Source organism: Paractinoplanes ovalisporus, assembly GCF_016834655.1.
Taxonomy (GTDB): domain Bacteria; phylum Actinomycetota; class Actinomycetes; order Mycobacteriales; family Micromonosporaceae; genus Actinoplanes; species Actinoplanes ovalisporus.
This window is the reverse complement of record NZ_JAENHP010000002.1, coordinates 120420-142958: the sequence shown is the minus strand read 5'-3', so window position 1 is coordinate 142958 and position 22539 is coordinate 120420. Positions and strand designations below refer to the sequence as shown.

General features: G+C 71.3%; 21 protein-coding genes and 1 pseudogene. 12 read left to right on the top strand and 10 right to left on the bottom strand.

Annotated elements, in window-relative coordinates:
* Positions 1-283: 283 nt before the first annotated feature.
* From imuA' to JIG36_RS06645, 6 genes and pseudogenes are all read right to left on the bottom strand, one after another.
* Positions 284-925 (bottom strand): annotated as a pseudogene (gene imuA' / locus JIG36_RS06670) (DnaE2-dependent mutagenesis accessory factor ImuA'); the annotation flags it as partial.
* 342 nt (positions 926-1267) lie between these two features.
* Positions 1268-1669 carry an SAV_6107 family HEPN domain-containing protein gene (locus JIG36_RS06665; protein WP_203375773.1) on the bottom strand — a complete coding sequence of 134 codons (402 nt, stop codon included), beginning with the start codon at positions 1667-1669 and terminating at the stop codon, positions 1268-1270.
* A gap of 923 nt (positions 1670-2592) precedes the next feature.
* A complete protein-coding gene (locus JIG36_RS06660; protein ID WP_203375163.1) occupies positions 2593-3570 on the bottom strand; it encodes an NAD(P)-dependent alcohol dehydrogenase in 978 nt (325 codons plus the stop codon).
* A 103-nt stretch (positions 3571-3673) separates the two neighbouring features.
* Positions 3674-4342, bottom strand: a complete 669-nt coding sequence (locus JIG36_RS06655) for a response regulator (protein WP_203375162.1) — start codon at positions 4340-4342, stop codon at positions 3674-3676.
* A complete protein-coding gene (locus JIG36_RS53920) occupies positions 4342-5451 on the bottom strand; it encodes a sensor histidine kinase (RefSeq protein ID WP_203375161.1) in 1110 nt (369 codons plus the stop codon). The genes JIG36_RS06655 and JIG36_RS53920 overlap by 1 nt, the downstream gene beginning before the upstream one ends.
* A 39-nt stretch (positions 5452-5490) precedes the next feature.
* Positions 5491-6420 carry a bifunctional helix-turn-helix transcriptional regulator/GNAT family N-acetyltransferase gene (locus JIG36_RS06645; RefSeq protein WP_307872595.1) on the bottom strand — a complete coding sequence of 310 codons (930 nt, stop codon included), beginning with the start codon at positions 6418-6420 and terminating at the stop codon, positions 5491-5493.
* A gap of 42 nt (positions 6421-6462) precedes the next feature.
* Here JIG36_RS06645 and JIG36_RS06640 point away from each other — a divergent pair, with 42 nt between their 5' ends.
* The 8 genes from JIG36_RS06640 to JIG36_RS06605 all read left to right on the top strand — a co-directional run bounded on the left by JIG36_RS06640 (position 6463) and on the right by JIG36_RS06605 (position 13931).
* Entirely contained in the window at positions 6463-7257 is a 795-nt protein-coding gene (locus tag JIG36_RS06640; RefSeq protein WP_203375160.1) for an SDR family NAD(P)-dependent oxidoreductase, read from the top strand.
* Positions 7258-7332: 75 nt separating this feature from the next.
* Positions 7333-8595 carry a ferredoxin reductase family protein gene (locus JIG36_RS06635; protein WP_203375159.1) on the top strand — a complete coding sequence of 421 codons (1263 nt, stop codon included), beginning with the start codon at positions 7333-7335 and terminating at the stop codon, positions 8593-8595.
* A gap of 10 nt (positions 8596-8605) precedes the next feature.
* Complete coding sequence (locus JIG36_RS06630; protein ID WP_203375158.1) at positions 8606-9094, top strand: YbaK/EbsC family protein; 489 nt, start codon at positions 8606-8608, stop codon at positions 9092-9094.
* Entirely contained in the window at positions 9094-9759 is a 666-nt protein-coding gene (locus JIG36_RS06625) for a monooxygenase (protein WP_203375157.1), read from the top strand. The genes JIG36_RS06630 and JIG36_RS06625 overlap by 1 nt, the downstream gene beginning before the upstream one ends.
* Positions 9760-9775: 16 nt before the next feature.
* A complete protein-coding gene (locus JIG36_RS06620; RefSeq protein ID WP_203375156.1) occupies positions 9776-10354 on the top strand; it encodes a GNAT family N-acetyltransferase in 579 nt (192 codons plus the stop codon).
* A gap of 142 nt (positions 10355-10496) precedes the next feature.
* On the top strand, positions 10497-11369 hold the full coding sequence (locus JIG36_RS06615) for a carotenoid biosynthesis protein (protein WP_203375155.1): 873 nt from the start codon (positions 10497-10499) through the stop codon (positions 11367-11369).
* Positions 11366-12460, top strand: a complete 1095-nt coding sequence (locus JIG36_RS06610; protein WP_203375154.1) for a glycosyltransferase family 2 protein — start codon at positions 11366-11368, stop codon at positions 12458-12460. Before JIG36_RS06615 ends, JIG36_RS06610 begins: the two co-directional genes overlap by 4 nt.
* Positions 12461-12500: 40 nt before the next feature.
* Positions 12501-13931, top strand: coding sequence for a phytoene desaturase family protein (locus tag JIG36_RS06605; RefSeq protein WP_203375153.1), 1431 nt, complete (start codon positions 12501-12503; stop codon positions 13929-13931).
* Between the two features lie 13 nt (positions 13932-13944).
* Here JIG36_RS06605 and JIG36_RS06600 read toward each other — a convergent pair whose 3' ends face one another.
* Together JIG36_RS06600 and JIG36_RS06595 are read right to left on the bottom strand one after the other, a co-directional pair.
* Positions 13945-15663, bottom strand: a complete 1719-nt coding sequence (locus tag JIG36_RS06600) for a substrate-binding domain-containing protein (RefSeq protein WP_203375152.1) — start codon at positions 15661-15663, stop codon at positions 13945-13947.
* A gap of 175 nt (positions 15664-15838) precedes the next feature.
* Positions 15839-16591: a class I SAM-dependent methyltransferase gene (locus JIG36_RS06595; protein ID WP_203375151.1), complete on the bottom strand. Its 753-nt coding sequence runs from the start codon at positions 16589-16591 to the stop codon at positions 15839-15841.
* A gap of 208 nt (positions 16592-16799) precedes the next feature.
* Here JIG36_RS06595 and JIG36_RS06590 point away from each other — a divergent pair, with 208 nt between their 5' ends.
* Positions 16800-17516 (top strand): maleylpyruvate isomerase family mycothiol-dependent enzyme, encoded by a 717-nt coding sequence (locus JIG36_RS06590; protein WP_203375150.1) that lies wholly within the window; start codon positions 16800-16802, stop codon positions 17514-17516.
* On the opposite strand, the gene JIG36_RS06585 is transcribed toward JIG36_RS06590, so the two are convergent.
* Positions 17517-18440, bottom strand: coding sequence for a LysR family transcriptional regulator (locus JIG36_RS06585; RefSeq protein ID WP_438870706.1), 924 nt, complete (start codon positions 18438-18440; stop codon positions 17517-17519). It lies immediately after the preceding gene.
* 71 nt (positions 18441-18511) lie between these two features.
* Between JIG36_RS06585 and JIG36_RS06580 the strand changes: the two genes are divergently transcribed.
* Genes JIG36_RS06580 through JIG36_RS06570 form a run of 3 tightly spaced genes read left to right on the top strand, consistent with a single transcriptional unit; the run spans position 18512 to position 21935 of the window.
* Positions 18512-19240, top strand: coding sequence for a succinate dehydrogenase cytochrome b subunit (locus JIG36_RS06580; RefSeq protein WP_438870701.1), 729 nt, complete (start codon positions 18512-18514; stop codon positions 19238-19240).
* Between the two features lie 2 nt (positions 19241-19242).
* On the top strand, positions 19243-21189 hold the full coding sequence (locus tag JIG36_RS06575; protein ID WP_203375147.1) for a fumarate reductase/succinate dehydrogenase flavoprotein subunit: 1947 nt from the start codon (positions 19243-19245) through the stop codon (positions 21187-21189).
* Complete coding sequence (locus JIG36_RS06570) at positions 21189-21935, top strand: succinate dehydrogenase/fumarate reductase iron-sulfur subunit (RefSeq protein WP_203375146.1); 747 nt, start codon at positions 21189-21191, stop codon at positions 21933-21935. The genes JIG36_RS06575 and JIG36_RS06570 overlap by 1 nt, the downstream gene beginning before the upstream one ends.
* Before the next feature lie 22 nt (positions 21936-21957).
* Here JIG36_RS06570 and JIG36_RS06565 read toward each other — a convergent pair whose 3' ends face one another.
* On the bottom strand, positions 21958-22527 hold the full coding sequence (locus JIG36_RS06565) for a TetR/AcrR family transcriptional regulator (RefSeq protein WP_307872594.1): 570 nt from the start codon (positions 22525-22527) through the stop codon (positions 21958-21960).
* Between the last annotated feature and the right edge of the window lie 12 nt (positions 22528-22539).

The following is a 22539-nucleotide window of genomic DNA, read 5'->3' as shown; positions in this document are numbered from 1 at the left end:
CCCTCGACCCGGTCTTCCTCTCGTTCCGGAACGCCAGCACCCGGGCCGCCGTCCTCGCGTCCACATCAGACTGCGGTGAGATCGCGCGGACCGGTGCCGCCTCCGCCGTTCCGGAGCAGGTGGCGCCCTGACTTTCCCCGTCCGGCACGAGGGAAAGACGTGGCGACCGTTCGGCGCCGGCTGCCTGTGGGGTGGGCGCGGGCTCGGCGGTGTGGTCCACCGTGGACTGCTTGGAGGTGGGCCGGGACGGTGCGGGCGGCAGAGGGAACGGGCGGATCGTGACGCCGGGCATCCACATGGTGACCTCTTTGGGGCGGGCCGCGGCACCACGGCCGCGGGCCAGCACGGTCACCTCGCGGCGGCGCAGGCGACCGTGGCCCTCGTCGAGCCCTTCCCAACGGCCTTCCAGCACGCGCAGGGTCACATCGGCGCCGGCCCATTCCCCGTACGGGACCAGCACACTCCCCCGCTGGCGAGCCCGGGCCACCAGGCGGGAGGCGATCGAAGCGGGCACGCCACCCGGCACGGCCAGCACGATGACGTCGACCCCGTCGATCAGGGCGGCGACCACGGTGGGCCATTCGGGCCCCGGGTCGGGAACCAGCGCCAGCCGCTCCAGGGCGACCCCACTCTCGGCGGCGGCGATCGCCCCCAGCGAGGGCACACCGACCACCGCACACCAGGACCCTTGACGCGAGGCTTCGGCCACCAGCGCCAGCAGCAGCGAAGTCCCGCCCGCGGCAGTGGCCGACCGCCCGGCCGCCACCGCAACCGTGCTTCCCCGGCGCAACCCGTGGCCGGGCAGCAGAGAACTGAGCTCCGGCGCCACCGGAAGCGTCCGGTCCACCCCGGCCGTCTCGGTCTCACCCGCCGCCCGAACCAGTTCAGCAAGGGCGGCCGCACCGCTGATCATGCGTCCCGCCATGTGTTGCCTCGCTCTGTTACTCAGTTTCCGCCCGTCCCAGGGCCTTTCCACGCGTCACAGGAACGCCCCCGAACGACCAACGCCCCCGGCGCGGCGCTCAAGAGCGACGGCCCCTCAGACGCACCACCTCCGGACTCCGCTCATCTCGCCCCGGCGCCGGCCGGCCTTGGCGACACCCACCCGCCGACCAGCCGGAACCCGACTCAACCGCCGCACCACACCAGGACGCGGCGCTGCGGGGAGCGGCTCTGCGGACGACGATGCGACGCTCGCCGGAAGGGCCGGCGAGCGTCCGGCGGGGCCACGGGCTTGCCGGGTTGTTCCGCGAGGCGCCGGGGAAGGTCAGGCGGCCAGCGGGGGCTGGTAGGTGAGACCCAGGGCGGACTCGACCACGACCACGAACTGCTCGGCGGCCCGCAAGAGGTCGTCGGCCTCCCGGGGTGTCACCACGCGGGGGATGCCGGCCTCGGCCGCGGCGCGCTTGGAAGCGCCGAGCGCGAAATAGTTGGCCCACTCGCCGAAGTCGGGCGCCACCAGCACCAGCAGCGACCAGACGCTGGTCACCCGGCTGCGGCGGCTGGCGGGAGCGGGACGGGCCCGAGCGGCGAGCACGGCCGCCGCGGCGCGCAGCGCGGCCAGATGGGCCGTCGCATAGCGGATGCCGTCGGGGCCGGTGCGAGCCGCCTCGGCCAGCCCCTCGCGGGCGATCGCCAGCAACTGGGCGGGCGTGCGCTGCGGCAGCATGTGTGCCGGGACGGTCGGGGCCTCGGCCCGGGCCGCAGCCGCGGTCGGGGCGTGGGCCAGCCCGGGGACGCTGGGAAAGTCGGTATCGGAGGAACGCCGCTCAACCGGCTCCGCCGGACGGGGCCGGGCCGGCTCACCAAAAGCGGCCTCGAACGCCGACGGGTCGATGGGAGCGGAACGAGGAGCAGCACTGCGACCGTGCGCCGGCACCGGATCCGCCGAAGCCACCCCCGGGGCAGCCGCACGAACGGAGAGCGGGCCGGGAGCAGCGGGACCGGTGGAACCCGGGCGGGTGGTTACGCCGGGGGCGGCCAGGCCCGGGATCGCCGGATGGGCGTAGCCCGAACCGCGAGGAGCGGGCACAGCGGACGCCGAGCCGCGGGGGCCGGCGGACGCCGAGCCGCGCGTGTGCGCTCCGACGGGGGCCGGGCCGGCGGTTGCCGGGTGGCTGGTGGGCCGGCCGGCATGAGCCAGGTCGGGAGCCGGCAAAAGGCTTGGCGCCGTGTGGCTCGCCATGGGTTTCTCCTCGCGTGTCTCGCATCCGACGTGGTCGAACCGAGTCGCTGCGGAGGAAGGCGCAGCAGCCCGTGGTGGTAACCGGCCGGGTGTGAAGCTTCCCCACACCACACCCGGCCGGACCTGCCGGCGGGTCCGTCGCCCGCCACCCGGGGGTCGGGGGCGGCGGACGACGGTCCTGCCTTGTCTGAAGGCCCGGACCCGCGAATGCCCGGAGCCTCACGTGCGGCACTTCGCGGGTGCCGCACTGTGGGAGCCGCGCCGCGAAACACCGCTCCCGTAGTCAGCCCGGACGTTCAGCACCTCGACGTACGAGGCTTTCGAACATCCGTTCTAACTACGGAGAAGACTAGCACTGACGTACGACAAAAACGCAAGACGGCGCGGCCGAGCCCCGCCGGAAGAGTTCACACTGTGATGACGACCTTGGCCCGTACGTGCTCGGTCTCCATGTAGTTGACCGCCTCGGGCACCTGGTCCAGCGGATACGTGCGGTCGATGACCGAGGTCAGACGCCCCGCCTCGACGAGTTCCCGCAGGCCGGCGAGCAGGGACCGGCTGGGCGGCACCGACAGGACGACCATCCGCAGCCGGCTGAACCGGGCCGCGAGCTGCGCCTCGATGATCAGCCTCATGGGCCCGACCAGCGAGGGCCGCCCACCGAACGTGCCGCCGCCCGAGAGCACGAGCGTCCCGCCGGGGGCCAGCACCTGCCGCAGATCACGCAGCGACCGGTTGCCCACGAGGTCGAACACCACGTCGTACGAAGGGGAAGTGGGGAAGTCCTGCTTCCGGTAATCGACCACCTCGTCGGCCCCCAGGGAACGGACCAGGTCGACGTTGCGGGTGCTGCATACGGCCGTCACGTGAGCGTCCAGCGCCTTGGCGATCTGGACGGCGTAGGTGCCCACCCCACCGGACGCGCCATTGATGAGAACGCGCGAACCGGGACGCACACGGCCCACGTCCCGCAAACCCATCAGCGCCGTGCTGCCGGCCAGGGGCAGGGCCGCGGCCTCGGGGAAGCCGATCCCGGCCGGCTTGAACTCGATCGTGGCGGCCGGAGCGCACACATAGGACGCGAAGGCCCCGTGGGCGTCGCCCAGATCGCCGAACACCTCGTCCCCCACCTGGAACTGTTCGACGCCGGCCCCGACCGCCTCGACGGTTCCCGCGAAGTCCGTGCCCCGGATCTTCGTCCGCGGCCGCCGCGGGCCCATCATCGTCAGCCGGGCCAGGTAGGGGTCGCCGCGCATCATGTGCCAGTCCCGCGCGTTGATCGAGGCCGCGTGCACCCGTACCAGCACAGTTCCCGGACCGCAGACGGGCTGAGCCACGTCCACCAGCCCCATTTCACCGTATTTTTCCTGAGCGATGGCTTTCATGTCGCCATGGTCGCCATCGGACAGTGCCCACCGGATCGGCACGGAGGCCCGATCCTTCCCGGTCCGAGGCAGGAGCCCGGCCCGGCCGGAAGTACGAGAAAGATCAAGCGCGGCGAATGGTGCGGCCTGTCTCGTAGGCCCACATGGCTATCTCGACGCGGTTACGCACGACCAGCTTGGCCATCAGGGCGGTCACGTGGGTCTTCACCGTGCTCAGGCTGATGTGCAGGTCGGCGGCTATCTCGGCGTTCGTGCGGCCCCGCGCCACCGCCACCAGCACCTCTTCCTCGCGGTCGGTCAGCGCGTCGATCGGCTGGGCCGGCGGACCGGCCGGGCCCGCGTCGGCGAACGCCTTGAGCAACCGCGTGGTGATGCTGGGGGCGATCATCGCGTCGCCCCGGGCCGCGGCGTGGACGGCCTGGCTCAGCATCGCCGTGCCGGCGTCTTTCAGCAGGAAGCCCCGGGCTCCCGCGCGCAGCGCCGCGTAGACGTATTCGTCGAGGTCGAACGTGGTGATGACGACCACCGCGAGCGGGTCGGTGACCGCGGGGCCGGCCAGGCGGCGGGTGGCCTCGATGCCGTCCATGCCGGGCATGCGGATGTCGAACAGGCACACGTCGGGGCGCAGGCGCTGGGCCAGCTCGACTGCGCGGCGGCCGTCGGGGGCCTCGCCCACCACCTGGATGTCGGGCTCGGCGTTGAGGATCATGGTGAGGCCGGTGCGCACGATCTCCTGGTCGTCGGCGACGACCACGCGGACGGGTCTGTCCATCAGGCGGCCGCACCCGTGCGGGGCAGGGCGGCGGTCACGACCCAGCCGCGGCCGGGCGCGGGACCGGCCTCGCACGTGCCGCCGAGCAGGCCCGCGCGTTCGCTCATGCCGACCAGGCCGAAACCGGACGAGCCGGAAGCATGGGCGGAAACGCCGTCGTCACTGACCCGCAGCCGCACATAACCGTCGTCGGCCGCGACGCGCACCTCGATGCGGGTGGCCTCCTTCGCGTGCCGCCGGGCGTTGGTCACCGATTCCTGCGCCAGCCGGTAGATGGCCGTGCCGACGGTGGCGGGCACGTCGTCGAGATCACCGGCCAGCTCGACCTCGACGGGCGGGCCGGACGACGACGCCCCGGCCAGGGCCCGTAGGTCGGTGAGGCCGGGGTTGGGTGCGAGGTCGGCATGACGCAACGCGCGCACCATCGTGCGCATCTCGGCCAGCGCGTTCTTCGCCTCGGTCTCGATGAGCCGCAGCGCCTCGACCGCGGCCTCGGGCCGTCGCTGCGCCACCGCGATGCCGGCCTGGGCCCGGATCGCCATCGCCGAGACGTGATGGGCCACGGTGTCGTGCAGGTCGCGGGCGAGCCGTTCGCGTTCGAGCAGTTTCGCCTCGTCGAGCCGGCGTTCGAGGAGCCGGGCGCGGTAGCGGAACGTGGTGGCCAGCGCGAGCGCCGCGATCATCGCGACGAACCCGAGCAGCATGTCGTCGTAGCCGATGTGGCCGAACACCGCGGCCACCGTGATCTTGGTGAGGATGAGCAGGCCGCCGATCACCGCGTCGCGCCCGGAGCCCCAGCGGAACAGCGCGAACGGGAGGATCAGAAGGTAGGCCAGCGCGTTGTTCTTCGGCTCGTAGCCGAGCACGAACGGGATCGCGCCGCAGGCCACGAACGCGACCGCGACCACGGGCAGCGGGTGGGTGCGCCGCCAGAGCACGGCCGGGGCCAGCAGGAGGCCGAGGACCATGCCCGGGTAGGCGCCGGTCAGCACTCCTTCGAGGACAGTGAGCACCACGACGAGGCCCAGGAGCACCCAGTCACGCCGGACGCGGACGGGCGCGCCGGGAGACCGGGGTTCCCGCCACACCGAGCGGACAAGCTCGCGCACGCTCCGATCGTACGAAGGATGCGGCCGCGACGGACCGGCCTAAAGTACTAGAGCCTTCTCGAAAGCGAGCTGGTTGTACGGCGACGAGTCGTACGAGGGAATCTCGCGGTATCCCGCCGCCCGGTAGAGCGCGATCGCCTCGCCCAGCGACGGATGCGTCCCCAGCCGCACGACCCCGATCCCGTGCGACAAAGCATCCTGCTCGAGCGCGCTCAGCAGCCGCCGCCCCAACCCGTACCCGCGCGCGTCGGCGGCCACCCAGAGGTGCCGGATCTCAGCGACACCCGAAGCGGCGCCCGAAGCAACGCCTGAAGAGACACCCGAAGCAACGCCCGAAGAGACGCCCGGTGAGAGCAACTGCCACAACCCGCAGCCCACCGGCACGCCTTCCTCGCGAGCCAGCAGGACAGTCCCGGTGCCGAGCGTCCCCGGCGCGATCAAAGTGGCCGGGTCGTATCCCTCGGGAAAGCGAAGAGCCAGTTCCTTCCCGTACGAGGTGAGGCAGCCCCGTACGGACGGATCGTCATCGGCCACGGGCGAGAGGGTGACGGCAGCCAGTCGCAGCAGACGCCGGATCTGCTCCTGCGCCCCGACCAGCTTCGACCGCTGCGCCTCGGTGAGCGGCTCGAGCAGCGCCGCGATGCTGTCGCGCGACCGCGAGTTCAGGTCGTCGAGCTCGCGGCGCCCGGCCCGGGTGAGGGTGGCGATCCGGCTGCGGCCGTCGCCCGGGTGCGGGTCGACCGAGACGAGCCCCTGGTCGCTCAGCGAGCGCAGCAACCGGCTGAGGTAGCCCGAGTCGAGCCCCATCCGGGTCCGCAGGTCGCGCAGGCCGGCGCCGGCGCCGCCGATCTCGAACAGCAGACGCGCCTCACTCAGCGGGCGTCCCTGTCCCAGGTAATGATCGTTGAGGACGCCGAGGCGTTGCGTGTAGTACCGGTTGAAGTCGCGTACCAGCTCGATCTGATCCACAATCTCTGACTCTAGTCAGAGAAAAGGAAAAAGGAGGCCCGCATGCCCCGGACCGTCGTGATCACCGGCGCCAGCTCGGGTGTGGGCCTGGCCGCGGCCGAACAAATCGCGGCTCAGGGCGACGAGGTGGTGCTGGTCGGCCGCACCCCGTCACGCCTGGAAGCGGCCGCGCGGAAGGTACCGAACGCCCGCGCCTTCCGAGCCGACTTCGAAGACCTCGACCAGGTACGCGACCTGGCCGCCCAGCTCCGCGACGCGTACCCGAAGATCGACGTCCTGGCCGGCAACGCGGGCGGCATGGTCGAGCGCTACCGCCGTACGCGGGACGGGTTCGAGGCCACGATCCAGGGCAACCACCTGGCGCCGTTCCTGCTCACCCACCTGCTGCGCGACCGGCTGGCCGGCGGCAAGGTGATCAGCACGGCGTCGCGGGCCCACATGCGCGCCGCCGTCGACCCGGACGACTTCGCCGGCGACCCCGCACGTTTCTCCCCGTTCCCGCGGTACGGCGCGGCCAAGGCGGCCAACATCCTCTTCGCGGCCGAGGCCGCCCGCCGCTGGCCCGAGATCACCAGCGTCTCGTTCCACCCGGGCGTCGTCCGCACCAACTTCGGCGCGGGCCGGGCCGTCCGCTTCTTCTACAAGTACGCGCCGGGGCTGGTCACGCCCGAGAAGGCGGGCGCGCTGCTGGTGTGGCTGGCGAACAACGAGAACCTGGTCGACGGCGCCTACTACGTGGGGCACGAGGTGGCCCGGCCGGCTCCGCACGCCAGTGATCCGGCGCTGGCCGCGCGCCTGTGGGACGCCAGTGAAGAGGCCACCGGCGTACGGAAATAACGGAAAACGCGGAAACCGAGGGGTTGTTCACCCGGCCCTGCCGCTGCGGCCTGCGGAAACGTACGGTCACGACTCGTGCGGATCGTGCTCGTCCTCTCCCTGCTCATCGTCACGGCACTGTGTACGGTGGGCCTGGACGACGCGCCCGCCGGAGTCGCCGCGTGGGGGCGGCTGGCGGCGTTGTGGTCGGCCGATCTGCTGCTCCTGCAGGTCGTGCTCATGGCCCGGATCCCGTGGATCGAGCGGGCGTACGGGCAGGACACGCTCGCCCGATGGCACCGGTGGACGGGTTTCGCCTCGTTCCAACTGCTGCTGACCCACGTGGTGCTCGCCCTGATCGCGTACGGGATGAGGGCCTCCGACCCGGGAATGCTGTGGGCCTATGTGGCTTTTGTCGCGCTGGTCCTCGTCGTGGTCACCTCGGTGCGCCGTCTGCGCCGGAGGATGCGTTACGAGTCGTGGCATCTGCTGCACCTGTACGCCTATCTGGGCGTCGGACTGGCCCTGCCGCACATGCTGCTGCTGGGCAGTGACTTCCGTTCCCCGGCGGCCCGGGCCTACTGGTGGGGCCTCTACGCGGTCGCGGCCGGTTCAGTGCTGGTGTTCCGGCTCGGCCTGCCGGTGTTGCGCACGCTGCGGCACCGGCTCACCGTCGATCACGTCGACCCCGAGGCACCCGGCCTGGTGTCGGTCTATCTGAGCGGGCGGCGTCTCGACCGGCTTCCCGTACGGGCCGGCCAGTTCTTCGTGTGGCGTTTCCTCGACGGCAAGGGGGCGATGCGCGGCAACCCGTTCTCGCTGTCCGGACCGCCGCGCAGCGACGCCCTGCGGATCACGGTCAAGGTGGTGGGCGACGGCAGCTCCCGGGTGGCGACGCTGCGCCCCGGGACAAAAGTGCTGATCGAGGGCCCGTACGGGCGGATGACCGCGGCCACGTACGGCGGTGGACCGGTGACCATGCTCGCCTGCGGGGTCGGGGTGACGCCGCTGCTGGCGTTGCTGTGGGACCTCCCGTACGGAAACGGGAAGGCCACCCTCGTCTATCGCACCCGCCATCCGCACGAGGTGGCGTTCCTGAACGAGCTCGAGTGGCTGGCCGAGCATCGCGGGGTGCGGCTGGTGCCGCTGGTCGGGCCGCGCGCCGAGGCCGGGTCGTGGCTGCCCGCCGAGTATGCCGACCACGACGACGCCGAGGCGCTGCGGCTGCTGTCCCCCGACATCGCCGGCCACGATGTGTACGTCTGCGGGCCCGACGCCTGGACCGCTTCGGTGTTCCGAGCCGCCCGCCAGGTCGGCGTACCCCCGGCCCGCCTGCACCGGGAGCGGTTCGGGTGGTGAGAATGGGCTGATGAGGGAACACCCCAACGTCATCGCCGTGCAGGACGCCCTGGACGCCGCGGGCGCGCACACCGCCGACGACGCGCCGTCGCTGGTCGTCATCCTGGACGAGGGCGCGCACACCGCGGCCGCGGCGGCCGAGGCGCTCTGCATCGAGGTCGGCCAGATCGCCAACTCGCTCATCTTCGACGCCGACGGCGAACCGCTGCTCGTGCTCACCTCGGGGGCCCACCGGGTCGACACGGCCAAGGTCGCGGCCGCGCTGGGCATCACGAAGCTGCGCCGGGCCACGCCCGAGTTCGTCCGCACCCACACCGGTCAGGCGATCGGCGGGGTGGCGCCGCTGGGGCACCCCAAGCCCGTACGCACCCTGGTCGACACCGCCCTGGCCGGGTTCCGCGACGTCTGGGCGGCGGGCGGGGTGCCCCAGGCCGTGTTCCCCATCACGTACGCGGAACTGGTGCGCGTCACCGACGGCACCCCCACCGACGTGGCCTGATGCCGGTCACGCTGCACGTCTGGCGGGTGCCGGGGCGCCTGGTCGGTGCGGCCATGTTCCGGGTCGCCTTCCCCGGCCGGTTCCAGGCGTCCTTCGCGAAGTTCCTCGGTACGTCGCGGGGGTTCCTGCCGTCGGATGCCGATCTGACCAGATACGCGGCCCTGACCGTGAGTGATTCCCCCGTCCACCTGCCCAAATGGGACAAACTGGCGGTGGCGGCGGCCCGGATCGACCTGGAGCCGCTGCTCAGCCGGGGCGCGTGGTCGGGTGTGTCGCCCTTCACGGTGTCGCCCCAAACGGAGTCGCCGGGCGACGGGATGGTTCTGGCGCTGACCCGGGCCCGGCTGCGCCCCAGCAAGATGATCACGTTCTACCGGGCCGTGCCGGCCGTGGCCCGGGAAGCCCTGAAGGCGCCCGGGCTGCTGGCCCACTTCGGGGTCGGTGAGGCGCCGATCGGCTTCCAGGGCACGATCAGCGTGTGGCGCAATGCGGCGGACCTGGCCCGATTCGCGTACCGTCAGCCGGAGCATCGCGCGGTCATCGCACGGACGCCGGCCGATCGGTGGTACGCCGAGGAGCTTTTCGCCCGGTTCGCGGTGCGTGAGATCAGCGGTGACCGGGCAGTGCTCGGTTGGGCGCCGGACGACCCGGCCCCGGCGGACTAAGGGGCGTGACTCGACGATGAGGCTCGTGGCGTGGCAGCCGGACGATCTGCTGCGGCGGCTCGACGACGTGGTGGGCGTCTACGGCGAGGCGATGGGCTATCGCCAGGAACTGCTGCAGACCCGCCGCGGCTACATCGGCGCCCACGTGCGCCGGCCCGGATTCCGGGCGGTCGCCACCCTCACCACCGACGGGCGGCTCGCCGGTTTCGGCTACGGCTACACCTCCGGCCCCGGCCAGTGGTGGCACGACCAGGTGCGTTCCAGCCTCGACGACCCGTCCCGGCTGCGCTGGCTGAGCAGCTGCTTCGAGGTCGTCGAACTGCACGTGCGCCCGGCCGCCCAGGGCCACGGCGTCGGCGCCCGCCAGCTGCGCGCCCTGCTGGCGATGGCCGAGGGCGAGACCGTGCTGCTCTCCACCCCCGAGGCCGACGAGCAGAAGTCCCGGGCCTGGCGGCTCTACCGCCGCTTCGGTTTCTCCGACGTGCTGCGCCACTTCCTGTTCCCCGGCGACGAGCGCGCGTTCGCGATCCTCGGCCGTGACCTCCCGCTCGCCGAGCGCCCCGCCGAAGACGCCCCCGGCATTGTCGGTCTCTAGGGTCTGTCCTGTCGATCACGAAGGAGCGAGGCGAGGTTCAGGTGGTGGCTGGCGTCGGCCGCGAAGCGGCCGCATACCGGGGTTGTATGTGGGCGCTTCGCGGACGCCGTCAGGCGCCGCCTGAGCCACGCCGCAGCCCCTCGTGATCGGCAGGACAGACCCTATTCCCTGGGCCCTGCTCGGACTGCTCGTCCTGGCCCAGATCTGCTACCCCCTGACCTCCGGCGAGACCCGGGCCGCGTTCACCGTGGCGACGGTCGTGCTCGGCTACGTGCTCTCGGTCTCGCACGCGCTGCTCACCCGCGGCCCGCGCGCGGCCCTGGCCCTGGTCGGGACGGCCACGCTGGGCGGTTTCGCGGTCGAGGCGGTCGGCGTGGCCACCGGCTTCCCGTTCGGCACGTACGACTATTCCGGCCAGCTCGGCCCGAAGCTGCTCGGCGTCCCGCTGATCATCCCGCTGGCCTGGACGTGGATGGCGTGGCCGGCCTGGCTGGCCGCGCGGCGCCTGCCGGTCGGGCGCTGGGCGCGGGTCGCGGTGGCCGCGTTCGGCCTGGCCGCGTGGGACCTGTTCCTCGACCCGCAGATGGTGGCCGAGGGGTATTGGCGGTGGCTGTCGCCTACGCCCGCGCTCCCTGGCGTTCCCGGCATCCCGGTCGGCAATTACCTGGGCTGGCTGGGTTTCGCCGTGGTCCTGATGACGACCCTTGATCGTCTTCTCTCCAAGATCGCTGTTCGGCCATCCCTAACCCCCACCCGCCCTGGGGAAGAAGGAGAGGCCGACGCTACAGCCTGTCAAGCCGGAACCGCCCGGTTGTCCACAGCCGGTGCCGGCCGCCTCGGGCGGTTGTCCACAGATCGCGACGCTCCCCTGCTCGCGCTCTGGCTCTGGACGTACGCTTCCTCCGTGCTCGCCCACGCCGTCTTCCTCGACCTGCCCGCCTCGGCGGTCTGGGGTGGCGTGCTGATGGGCGCGGCCGTCCTCCCGGTCCTCCCCCACCTGCGGCGACAGCCATGATCTGGCTCGCGCTCCTGCCCTGGCTGGCCCTGACCGCGCACACCGTCGTCAACGCGTTCCTGCTGCGCCGGCTGCCGACCGCCGCCACGACCGGGGAGCGGGTCGCGGTTCTGCTGCCGGTGCGTGACGAGGCCGAGCGGGTCGGTGCCTGCCTCGAGTCGCTGCTGGCCCAACGCGGCGTCGAGCGGCTGACGATCTATGTGCTGGACGACGGCTCGACCGACGGCACGGCCGAGATCGTCCGGTCGGTCGCGGGTGACAAGGTCGTGCTGCTCACCGGCGAACCGCTGCCGCCGGGCCGGCTGGGCAAACCGCACGCCTGCGACCAACTGGCACGCGCCGCGAGCGATGCGGCCGTTTTGTCCTTCGTGGACGCCGACGTCGTCCTGGCGGAAGGCGCCATCGCGTCGGCCGTGTCCGAAATGCGCCGCGCACAGATCGACCTCCTCTCCCCGTATCCGAAGATCGTCGGCGCCGGCCGCCTGGTCCAACCGCTCCTGCAGTGGTCGTGGCTGACGTTCCTGCCGCTGCGCGCGATGGAACGCTCCCCCCGCCCGTCCCTCGCCGCGGCCGGCGGCCAGTGGCTGGTGATCGACGCCGAGGCCTACCACCGGGCCGGCGGGCATGCGGCGGTCCGCACCGACATCCTCGAAGACATCGCCCTGGCCCGCGCGGTCAAACGCTCCGGCGGCCGGATCGCGCTGGCCGACGGCTCCCCCTGGGCGACCTGCCGCATGTACGACTCATGGCGCGAGCTCACCGCGGGTTACAGCAAGTCGCTCTGGGCCTCGTTCGGCACGTCGTCCGGCGCCGGCGCCGTCGTGGTCCTGCTGCTTCTCCTGTACGCGTTCCCACCCCTCGCTACCGCAGCCCTCGCCGCGGCCGGGGAGTTCGCGTGGGCCGGGGTCGCCCTCACCGCGTACGGGCTCGGGGTTCTGGGTCGTGCGGTGTCCGCGGCCGCGACGGGCGGACGCGTGTGGCCGGACGCCCTCGCGCACCCGGTCTCGGTCGTGCTGTTCGCCTGGCTGGTGGCCCGCTCGTTCCGCCTGCGCCGCCGCGGCTCCCTGACCTGGCGGGGACGGCCGGTATGAGCAGAACCGCGCCCCGGACAACGGGTGAGGGGTGGTCGTCGTGAGCCGGGTCGTCGTGGTCGGGGCCGGGGTCGGCGGGCTGACCGCGGCCGTCCGCCTGGCCCGGGCCGGCCACGCGGTGACGGTGTTCGAACGCTCCGACCACCTGGGCGGCAAGCTCGGCGTCTACGAGCGCGACGGCTTCCGTTTCGACACCGGCCCCAGCCTGCTGACGCTGCCGCAGGTCTTCACCGAGGCCGCCCTCGACCTGGAACCGCTCGACCCGGTGTTGCGGCACGTGTTCCCCGACGGCACGGTGCTCGACTCGTCGCCCGTGCACGCCGAGTTCCTCGAACGCATCGCGGCCGCGATGGGCGACGAGGCGGCGCACGACTGGGACCGGTTCTGGCATCGCGCGCGGCGCATCTGGACCGCGTCCTGGCGTTCGGTGCTGCGTAAACCGGTCACCCCGGCCTCGCTGGCGGCGCTGTCGTGGCGGGTCGGCGACCTGGCCGCGATCGCCCCGGGCCGCACGCTGCGGTCGCTGGGCCGGCACTATCTGCGCGACCCCCGGCTGCGGATGATGCTCGACCGCTATGCGACCTACACCGGTGCCGATCCGCGGCGCGCGCCGGCCGCTCTGGCCGCGGTGCCCTACGCCGAGCTGGCGTTCGGTGGCTGGTATGTGCCGGGCGGGCTGGGCACCCTGGCGACCGTGCTCGCTTCCGCCTGCGCCTCGGCCGGGGTGCGGATCGAGCTGAACACGCCGGTCGAGCACATCGAGACGGCGGCGGGGCGGGTCACCGGCGTACGGCTGGGAGACGGTTCCCTCGTACGGACCGAGACCGTGGTGTCGAATGTGGACGCGCTGACGGTCTACCGCGATCTGCTGCCCGAACCGCGACGACTGACCGGGCTCGCCGACCGCAGCCTGGCCGGGTTCGTGCTGCTGATGGGTGTGCGCGGCGAGACCCCGTCGCTGGCCCACCACACTGTCTTCTTCCCCTCCTATTACGACAGTGAGTTCGACACCGTTTTCGGGTCGGCGACGCGGCGGGCACGGCCGGCCGCCGATCCGACCGTGTTCGTCACCCGGGCCGCCGACCCGCGCGTGCACCCCTCGGGCTGCGAGGCGTGGTTCGTGCTGGTCAACGCGCCACGCCACGGCACCGGGTGGCGCGAGACCGACTGGCGGCGGGCCGGGCTGGCCGACGCGTACGGGGATCACGTGCTCGGCGTGCTCGCCCGGCGCGGCCTCGACGTGCGTGACCGGCTGGTGTTCCGCGAGACCCGCACGCCCGCCGACCTGGCCGCGGCGACGGGCGCGCCGGGCGGCGCCATCTACGGAACCGCGGGCGGCCTGATGCGGCCGGTCAACCGCGGCGCCGTCGAGGGGCTGCACCTGGTGGGCGGCTCGGTGCACCCGGGTGGCGGCCTGCCCATGGTGACGCTGTCGGCCCAGATGGTGGCCGACCGCATCGGCCCCGCTTGAGTCCGCGCGCTGCTTACCGGGGCGCGTGGGCTGCCAGGAACGCCTTCGCGATGGCGGACGACAGGTCGGCCGGGTTGGTCGCCGCGAACGCCTTGCCGCCGGTCGCCTCCGACATCTCGTTGAGCGCCTTCATGTCGACGTCGGGCCCGTAGCCCACCGACAGCACCGGCACCGGGCGGCTCGGGTCCTGCTCGCCGGCCAGCTTCGTCATGAACTGGGCCTGTGTCATCTTGAAGGTCGACTCGCCGTCCACGCCGTCGGTGAGCACCACGACCAGCGTCACCGTGCCGGGCGAGACCTTGTCGCGCATCTCTGTCACGCCGTCGAGCACGCTCTGATACAGCGGGGTGCCGGAGTCGTCGGCGGCCCGGTAGTTGTCCATCGCCTTGCCCAGCGCGGCGCGACGGCTGGTCCCGTCGTCGAGCTGCCCGGTGATCGGTCCATAGGAGACGACCTCCTGATGGGCCGGGCTGGTCGGCGTGGGCTGACCGAAATACCACATGCCGATGGTGGTGTCCTCGGCGAACAACTCGGCCGCGAACTTGCCCGACTCCCGCAGCAGCGCGGCCCGGGTGACCTCACGGCCGCCGGGGGCCTTGATCTTCTGGTTCATCGAGCCGGACGCGTCGATGAGCAGCAGCACCTGGGTCGCGAGCGACTTGTACTGGCTCCACATCGTGGCCGGAGCGAGCAGCCCGGCCGGTTGCGCGGGCAGCGGAAGGGCCCTCGGCGTCGGCGCGGCCCGGAAGCCGGCCTGCGTGATCGCCGTACCGGTGATGGCCGCGCGCAGCTTCTTGGTCAGCGCCTCGTCCTGGTTGTTCTTCGCCACCGCGAACGGGTAGTCGGCCTCGACCAGGCCGTCGGCCGGGTAGGCGCCCTTGAGCTGAACGGTGTGCTTGCCGTGCTGGTAGACCTTCAGCTGCTGCTCGAGGATCGGGAAGATGCCGACGTCGTAGATCACACCGTTGGTGTTCCACTGCCCGGCGACCCGCGCGACCAGCGCGGTCGGGTCGGCCGAGGCGTCCTTGAGGCGGCTGCGCAGGGTCAGCGCGCGCAGCTGGGCGATGCCGCTGTCGGGGGTGGTGCGGGCCATGGCCGCGTTGATCGCATAGACCGAGAGCAGGCCGACCGTGGTGGCCTGGGCGTCGGGCATGGTCACCGCGGGGATCTTGCCGGCGGCCACCGCCCCGGTCAGCTGGGCCCAGGAGGTCTGGCCACCCTTGGAGAGCGAGTCGGTCACGGCGGCCGGAGCGGCCAGCATGATCGGCGAGTGGGCCAGGGGTTGGCCCTGGGCGGTGAACGCGGCGCCGCCGGCGTTGGCGATGCCCAGCCAGGCGCTGCTGGAGGGGATCCACACGTCGGGCTTGGCGGCGGCGGCCACGGTGGCGCCGGGCTCCTCGGCGACGACCTCGACCGGGTCGCAGGGGTCGGCCGGGTTGTCGTCGAGCTTCTTGGCCGCGGCACGCACCACCGGCGCGATCTCGGGGGCGGCGGCGACACGGAGCTTCACCGAGGGGCAGGCGGTGGGTGCGGTCGTACGGACGGGGGCCGTGTTCGTGGTGGGCGCCGGGTCCCGGGTGTACATCCACCAGGTCGTGCCGCCCGCCACAACCACCAGCAGCAGCACGATGCCGACGGCCAGCAGGACCCGTCCGGCGCCGCCGCCCGGCGGGCCGTGGTGGGTCACCGGCTCGTCCATCGGCGGCTGATTGCGCCCCGTCAGATCCGACATCGCACCCACCTCTCCCTGAAGTCTCCGGCGTTCCCGCGACCCGGATCAGCCTCTCCGACCCGGATCCCAACATCGAGCGGTCTCGCTCGAACGTGAGCGAATAGTAATCACATCTCGGCGGCTGACAACGGTCGGCCCCCTGTTGGCACGTTGCCGATAGACAGCAGGAGATCGATCACCTACCCTGCGGCCGGGCCACCGCCACCACGATCAATTCCCCATCTTCACCTGTGCCAACAGGCTCACGGGACCACCCGCCGTAGACCCGGTCGACGTCGAAACCGGCGGCCTCGACGGTCGTCCTGATCTCGCTTTCGGAGCGAAAACGCAGCGTGGCCGAGCTCGTCAGCTCGTCACCCTCCGTAAACACGTAATGGCGGGTGAAGGCGACTACCCCATCCGCCACGGAATCTACCTCGGTCCATGTCTCGATTTGGTCACCGCCGGGCAGGACGACGGGCCGACGTGAGTCGACAGGGTTCCAGCGTTCCCACCGGCGGTCGTCCGGATCGCGGCTGTCGAAGATCAACCGGCCGCCGGTGACGAGCGAGCGGCGCAGCGCCCGCAGCGTCGACAACCACTGCTCGTCACTGACGACGAACTGCGCGACGTGACTTGTGAGTAACACCGCATCGAACGTCCGATGCGGCAGCACCCCGGTCGAGCCCTCGATCCACTCGATCCGGTCGGCGCCCGCCTTGCGCCGCGCGGCGTCGAGCGAGGCCCGCGCCGGGTCGACCCCGGTCACCTCATGCCCCGCGTCGGCCAGGGCGAGCGCGAGCCGCCCCGTGCCGCAGCCGAAGTCGAGCACGCGGGGCGCGTTGCGCTCGGCCAGCAACGCCATGAACAGGTCGTCGTCCCAGCCCCACACGTACTCCGCGTCATAGACCTCGACGAGGCGCGGATCCTCGAACTCAGCGTGTCGCACAGCGACGATGCTAAGTCCGCTTTCCGGTACGCAACTGCTTCGAGAGTTGCCCCCACCGCCTTCGGCCGCGCGAAGTGGACAGCCGAAGCCCCCGGACGCCACACCCCGCCCGCACCACGTGGGCCGACGGCACCCCCGCTCCCCGAGCCCACCCGCGCGAAGTGGACCGCCCGCGCGAAATGGCAGGACAGACCCTAGGCTCGGCCGTATGAAGTGGCTGGCACCGGAACGCTACGCGGCCGAACTCGAGGCGGAGGCCGGTCGGCTCGGCACGGCAGCAACCGCGCAGGCGGTGGAGGCGATGGTGCCCAACTGCCCGGAGTGGACGGTCCGCGACCTGGTCACCCACGTCGGCACGGGCCACCGTTTCGCCACCGAGGTCATCGCCACGGGCGGCCATGTGGAATATCGCCGGATCGAGGCGCCCACCGATCAGAACGCCTGGACGCCCTGGCTGCTCGAAGGCGCCCGCGCACTGAACGAGGCGGTGAGCTCGCACGGATTCACCAGCGAGGTCTGGACCTGGCACCCGCGGCATCAGACGGCCGGCTTCTGGCTGCGCCGCATGGTGCACGACGAGGTGATCCACCGGTTCGACGCCGACCCGGCCGGCGATCTCGCCCCCGACCTGGCCGCCGACGGGGTGGCCGACTTCCTGCTGACCTTCGAGGCGATCGGCAAGGATCTCCCGGGCGACGGCGGGACCCTGCGCTTCCGAGCCACCGACCTGCCGCGAAGTTGGCACGTCACGCTCACGGACAGCGGCATCACGTGGACCGAGGACGCCGCCACGGCCGGGGCCGACGTCACGGTTGAGGCTCCGGTGCGCTCACTGCTGCTTCTCCTCAACCGCCGGGTGCCGGCGCCGACCGTCCAGGGGGACGCGGCCTTGTGGGAACGGTGGCATGCGGGCACCCGCTTCTAGCTAGAGAGGACGCACGCCGAGCGGGAGCTTCTGGGTGGCGACGTGCTGCAGGAGGGTTGCGCGCAGCGCTGAGGCCGCGTGCGGGAGCACCGAACGCCGGCGATGCGCCAGCGCGATGGTGCGGCGCATGCCGGGTGGGGCCAGCGGAGTCGCCCGGAGCAGGGGGCGGTTGGCCAGCACCATGCTCGGCACCAGCGCCACCCCCAGGCCGGCCTCGACGAAGGCCAGCACCGCGTCCATCTCGCCGCCCTCGACGGCGAACTTCGGGGTGAATCCCGCTTTCTCGCAGGCGTCGAGTGTGACGCCGCGGATGTCGTAGCCGGCCCGGAACATGACCAGCGGGGTGTGTTCGAGCTCGGACAGCGCGATCTGCGCGTGCGGGGTGGGCGGCGGGCGATCGGCGACCGACGCCACGACCAGGCTCTCGCGCAGCACGGGGATGGTCTCCAGCGAGTCGTCGACGCCCTCGTCGGGCTGCACGATCAGGGCCAGGTCGAGCGCGTGGGCCTGCAGGTTCTCGATCAGGTCCTGCGAGCCGCCCTCGTTGACGTACAGCTGGATGTCGGGGTGGGCCGAGCGGTAGGTGCGCAGCACCTCGGGCACCAGCGACGAGCACAGGCTGGGGGTGGCGCCCAGGCGGACCTCGCCGCGGCGCAGGCCGACGATGTCGGAGACCGCTTCCTGGGCCGCGTCGGCGTCGGCGATCATGCGCTGGGCGAGCGGGAGCAGCGTCTGACCGGCCGCCGTGAGGGTCACACCGCCACGGATGCGTTCGAACAGCGGTGCTCCGAGGGTGGCTTCGAGCGTGTGAATTTGCTTACTGAGAGTTGGCTGGGAGACGCCCAGAATGTCCGCTGCTTGGGTGAAATGTCGGGTTCTCTCCACGGCAAGGAAGTAGCGAAGCTGCTGGAGCTGCACCTCGATAGCCTATCTCTATGATGACTGCGTCGATCATGCATTAGACGAATCGCATACAGCTTTCTACCGTCCAGGGTGTGGCGGTAGATACTTCGACCCGGAAGTCGGCGGCGGTTGCGCCCGCTCCGGGCAGACCAGCGAAGCGGCGCTCCTCGGTCGCTCTCAAGATTTTCATGGCGGTGACCGGCTTCCTGCTGGTCGCCTTCCTTTACGTACACATGATCGGGAACTTGAAGATCTTCTTCGGCGAGGAGACCTTCGACCACTACGCGCACTGGCTGCGCAGCATCGGCACCCCGCTGCTGCCGGAGGCGTGGTACCTCTACATCCAGCGCGGCGTGCTGACCGTGGCGGTGATCGGGCACATCGTGGCAGCGGTGATCCTGGCCCGCCGGGCCCGGTTGGCGCGACCGGTCAAATACGCGCACCGGCCCAAGGTGCAGGGCAGCTACGCGGCCCGCACGATGCGGTGGGGTGGCGTCATCGTCCTGCTCTTCGTGATCTACCACATCCTCGACCTGACCACGCTCACGCTGAACCCGCACGGCGTCACCGGTGAGGTGTACCGCAACGTGGCGGAGGACTTCGCGCCGTCCCGCTGGTACGTGACGCTGTTCTACACGCTGTCGATCGTGGCCGTCGGCTTCCACCTGCGGCACGGGCTCTGGAGCGCCGTACGCACGCTGGGCCTGCAGAGCCCCCGGGGCGAGATCTACGCCCGGGCGACGGCCCTGGTGCTGTCCGTGGTGCTGGTCGTCGGCTACCTCTCGGTGCCGTTCGCGGTTCTTGTCGGATTGGTGGACTGATCATGGCTGACTTCTGGAACGACGGCGAGGCGATCGTCGACACCGCCGCCCCCGAGGGCGACATCGAGACCCGCTGGGAGCGCCGCAAGTTCTCGGCCAAGCTGGTCAACCCGGCCAACCGCCGCAAGCTGACCGTGATCGTGGTGGGCACCGGCCTGGCCGGCGGCTCGGCGGCGGCGACGCTGGCCGAGGCCGGTTACCACGTCAAGTCGTACTGCTATCAGGACAGCCCGCGCCGCGCGCACTCGATCGCCGCGCAGGGTGGCATCAACGCCGCCAAGAACTACCGCAACGACGGCGACTCGATCTACCGGCTGTTCTACGACACTGTGAAGGGCGGCGACTTCCGCGCCCGCGAGTCGAACGTCTACCGGCTGGCCACGGTCTCGGTGAACATCATCGACCAGTGCGTCGCGCAGGGCGTCCCGTTCGCCCGCGAGTACGGCGGCCTGCTCGACAACCGCTCGTTCGGCGGCACCCAGGTGTCGCGCACGTTCTATGCCCGGGGCCAGACCGGTCAGCAGCTGCTGCTCGGCGCCTACCAGGCGATGGAGCGGCAGATCGGCCTGGGCAACATCGAGATGAACGCCCGGCACGAGATGCTCGAGCTGATCATCGTCGAGGGCAAGGCCCGCGGCATCGTGGTGCGCGACATGGTCACCGGCGAGATCACCACCGAGATGGCCGACGCGGTCGTGCTCGCCTCGGGCGGCTACGGCAACGTCTTCTTCCTCTCCACCAACGCCAAGGGCTGCAACGTCACGGCGTCGTGGCGGGCCCACCGCAAGGGCGCGCTGTTCGCGAACCCCTGCTACACGCAGATCCACCCGACCTGCATCCCCGAGTCGGGCACGCACCAGAGCAAGCTCACGCTGATGAGCGAGTCGCTGCGCAACGACGGCCGGGTGTGGGTGCCGAAGCGGGCCGAGGACTGCCAGAAGCCGGCCGCGCAGATCGCCGAGGAGGACCGCGACTACTACCTCGAGCGGATCTACCCGTCGTTCGGCAACCTGGTCCCCCGCGACATCGCCTCGCGGGCGGCCAAGAACGTCTGCGACGAGGGCCGCGGTGTGGGCCCGGGTGGGCTGGGCGTCTACCTCGACTTCGCCGACGCGATCAAGCGGCTCGGCAAGAAGGCGGTCGAGGCCAAGTACGGCAACCTGTTCGAGATGTACCAGCGGATCACCGGCGAGGACCCGTACGAGGTCCCGATGCGTATCTATCCCGCGGTGCACTACACGATGGGTGGCCTCTGGGTCGACTACGACCTGCAGTCGACCATCCCCGGCCTGTTCGTGGTCGGTGAGGCCAACTTCTCCGACCACGGCGCCAACCGCCTCGGCGCCTCGGCGCTGATGCAGGGTCTGGGCGACGGCTACTTCGTGCTGCCGACCACGCTGGGCAACTACCTGGCCAACGGCCCGTACGAGAAGATCTCCGAAGATCACGAAGAGGTCGTAGCGGCGCGCGCCGAGGTCGAGAACCGCATCAAGCGGCTCCTGGAGATCGACGGCGACCGTACGGTCGACAGCTTCCACCGCGAGCTCGGCCACATCATGTGGGAGTACTGCGGCATGGAGCGCACCGAGGAGGGCCTGACCAAGGCGATCGGGCTCATCCGCGCGCTCAAGGAGGAGTTCTGGCAGCGCGTCAAGGTGCCCGGCACCGGCGAGCAGCTGAACCAGAACCTGGAGAAGGCCGGCCGTGTCGCCGACTTCTTCGAGCTGGGCGAGCTGATGTGCATCGACGCCCTGCACCGCCGCGAGTCGTGCGGCGGCCACTTCCGCGCCGAGTCGCAGACCCCCGACGGTGAGGCGCTGCGCCACGACGACGAGTTCAGCTACGTCGCGGCCTGGGAGTACGCCACCGGCGAGAGCGCCAAGCCGACCCTGCACAAGGAACAGCTCGAATTCGAGTACGTCCACCCGAGCACCCGGAGCTACAAGTAATGGACATCCAGGTACGCGTCTGGCGCCAGTCCGGCCCCACGGACAAGGGCCGGATGGTGACGTACGACGTCAAGGACATCTCCCCCGACGCGAGCTTCCTCGAGATGCTCGATGTGCTGAACGAGAAGCTGATCCTCGACGGCGACGACCCGATCGCCTTCGACCACGACTGCCGCGAGGGCATCTGCGGCGCGTGCAGCATGGTCATCGACGGCACGGCGCACGGCCCCGAGAAGGCCACCACCACCTGCCAGCTGCACATGCGGCACTTCAAGCAGGGCGACACGATCGACGTGGAGCCGTGGCGGGCGGCCGCCTTCCCGGTGATCAAGGATCTGGTGGTCGACCGGACCGCGTTCGACACGATCATCCAGGCCGGTGGCTACATCACCGCCCCGACCGGCGCCGCCCCCGAGGCGCACGCCACGCCGGTGCCCAAGAAGGACGCCGACCTGGCGTTCGAGGCGGCCACCTGCATCGGTTGCGGCGCCTGCGTGGCGGCCTGCCCGAACGGGTCGGCCATGCTGTTCACCGCGGCCAAGGTCGCGCACCTCGGTCTGATGCCGCAGGGCCAGCCCGAGCGCGACACCCGTGTGATCGACATGCTGCAGGCGCAGGACGACGCCGGCTTCGGCGGCTGCACCAACATGGGCGAGTGTTCGCAGGTCTGCCCCAAGGGCATTCCGCTCACCCTGATCGGCCGCCTGAACAGCGATTACCGCAAGGCGATCCGCAAGCAGGTCTGACGGTTGGTTCCGGGGCCGGTCGTCATCGACGGCCGACCCCGATTCCGTTGTGGATGAACGTCGTGAGCGTCTCGACGGCATCGTCGTCCGTCGCCCACCGCTCGGCACACGCCGACACCAGCGTGGTGAAGATCGAGGCCAGCACGTACGGATCCCCGGTCGGGCCGGCCTTGGCGATGTGTTGCGCGATGTGCCCCACGTCGGGCTCCATCATCTGCCGGGACCGCTCGGCGAATCCCTCGTCGACGATGGCGGCCTGGCGCAACGCGTCGACCACCGTGCGATGCCGGCGATAGAAGCTCCAGTAGGCGGCGACGTGGTAACGCACCGCTTCCCGATCGCGGAAGTCGTCGCTGTGCCCGGCCGCCGCGGCTGACTCGTCGCCCTCGGCCAGCAGGTCTTCCAGCAGCGCCTCGAGCAGTTGTTCCTTGCTCGCGAAGTGTTTGTAGAACGAGCCCGTGGCCCGTCCCGCCTCCGCCGTGATGTCCGTGATCTTGGCGTTGAGATAGCCGGTGCGCGCAAAAACCCGTACGGCGGCCGCTTTGAGCTCCGCCCCGGTCTGTGCCGCCTGCTGCTTCCGCACCCCTGCCACTTGACGCAGGTT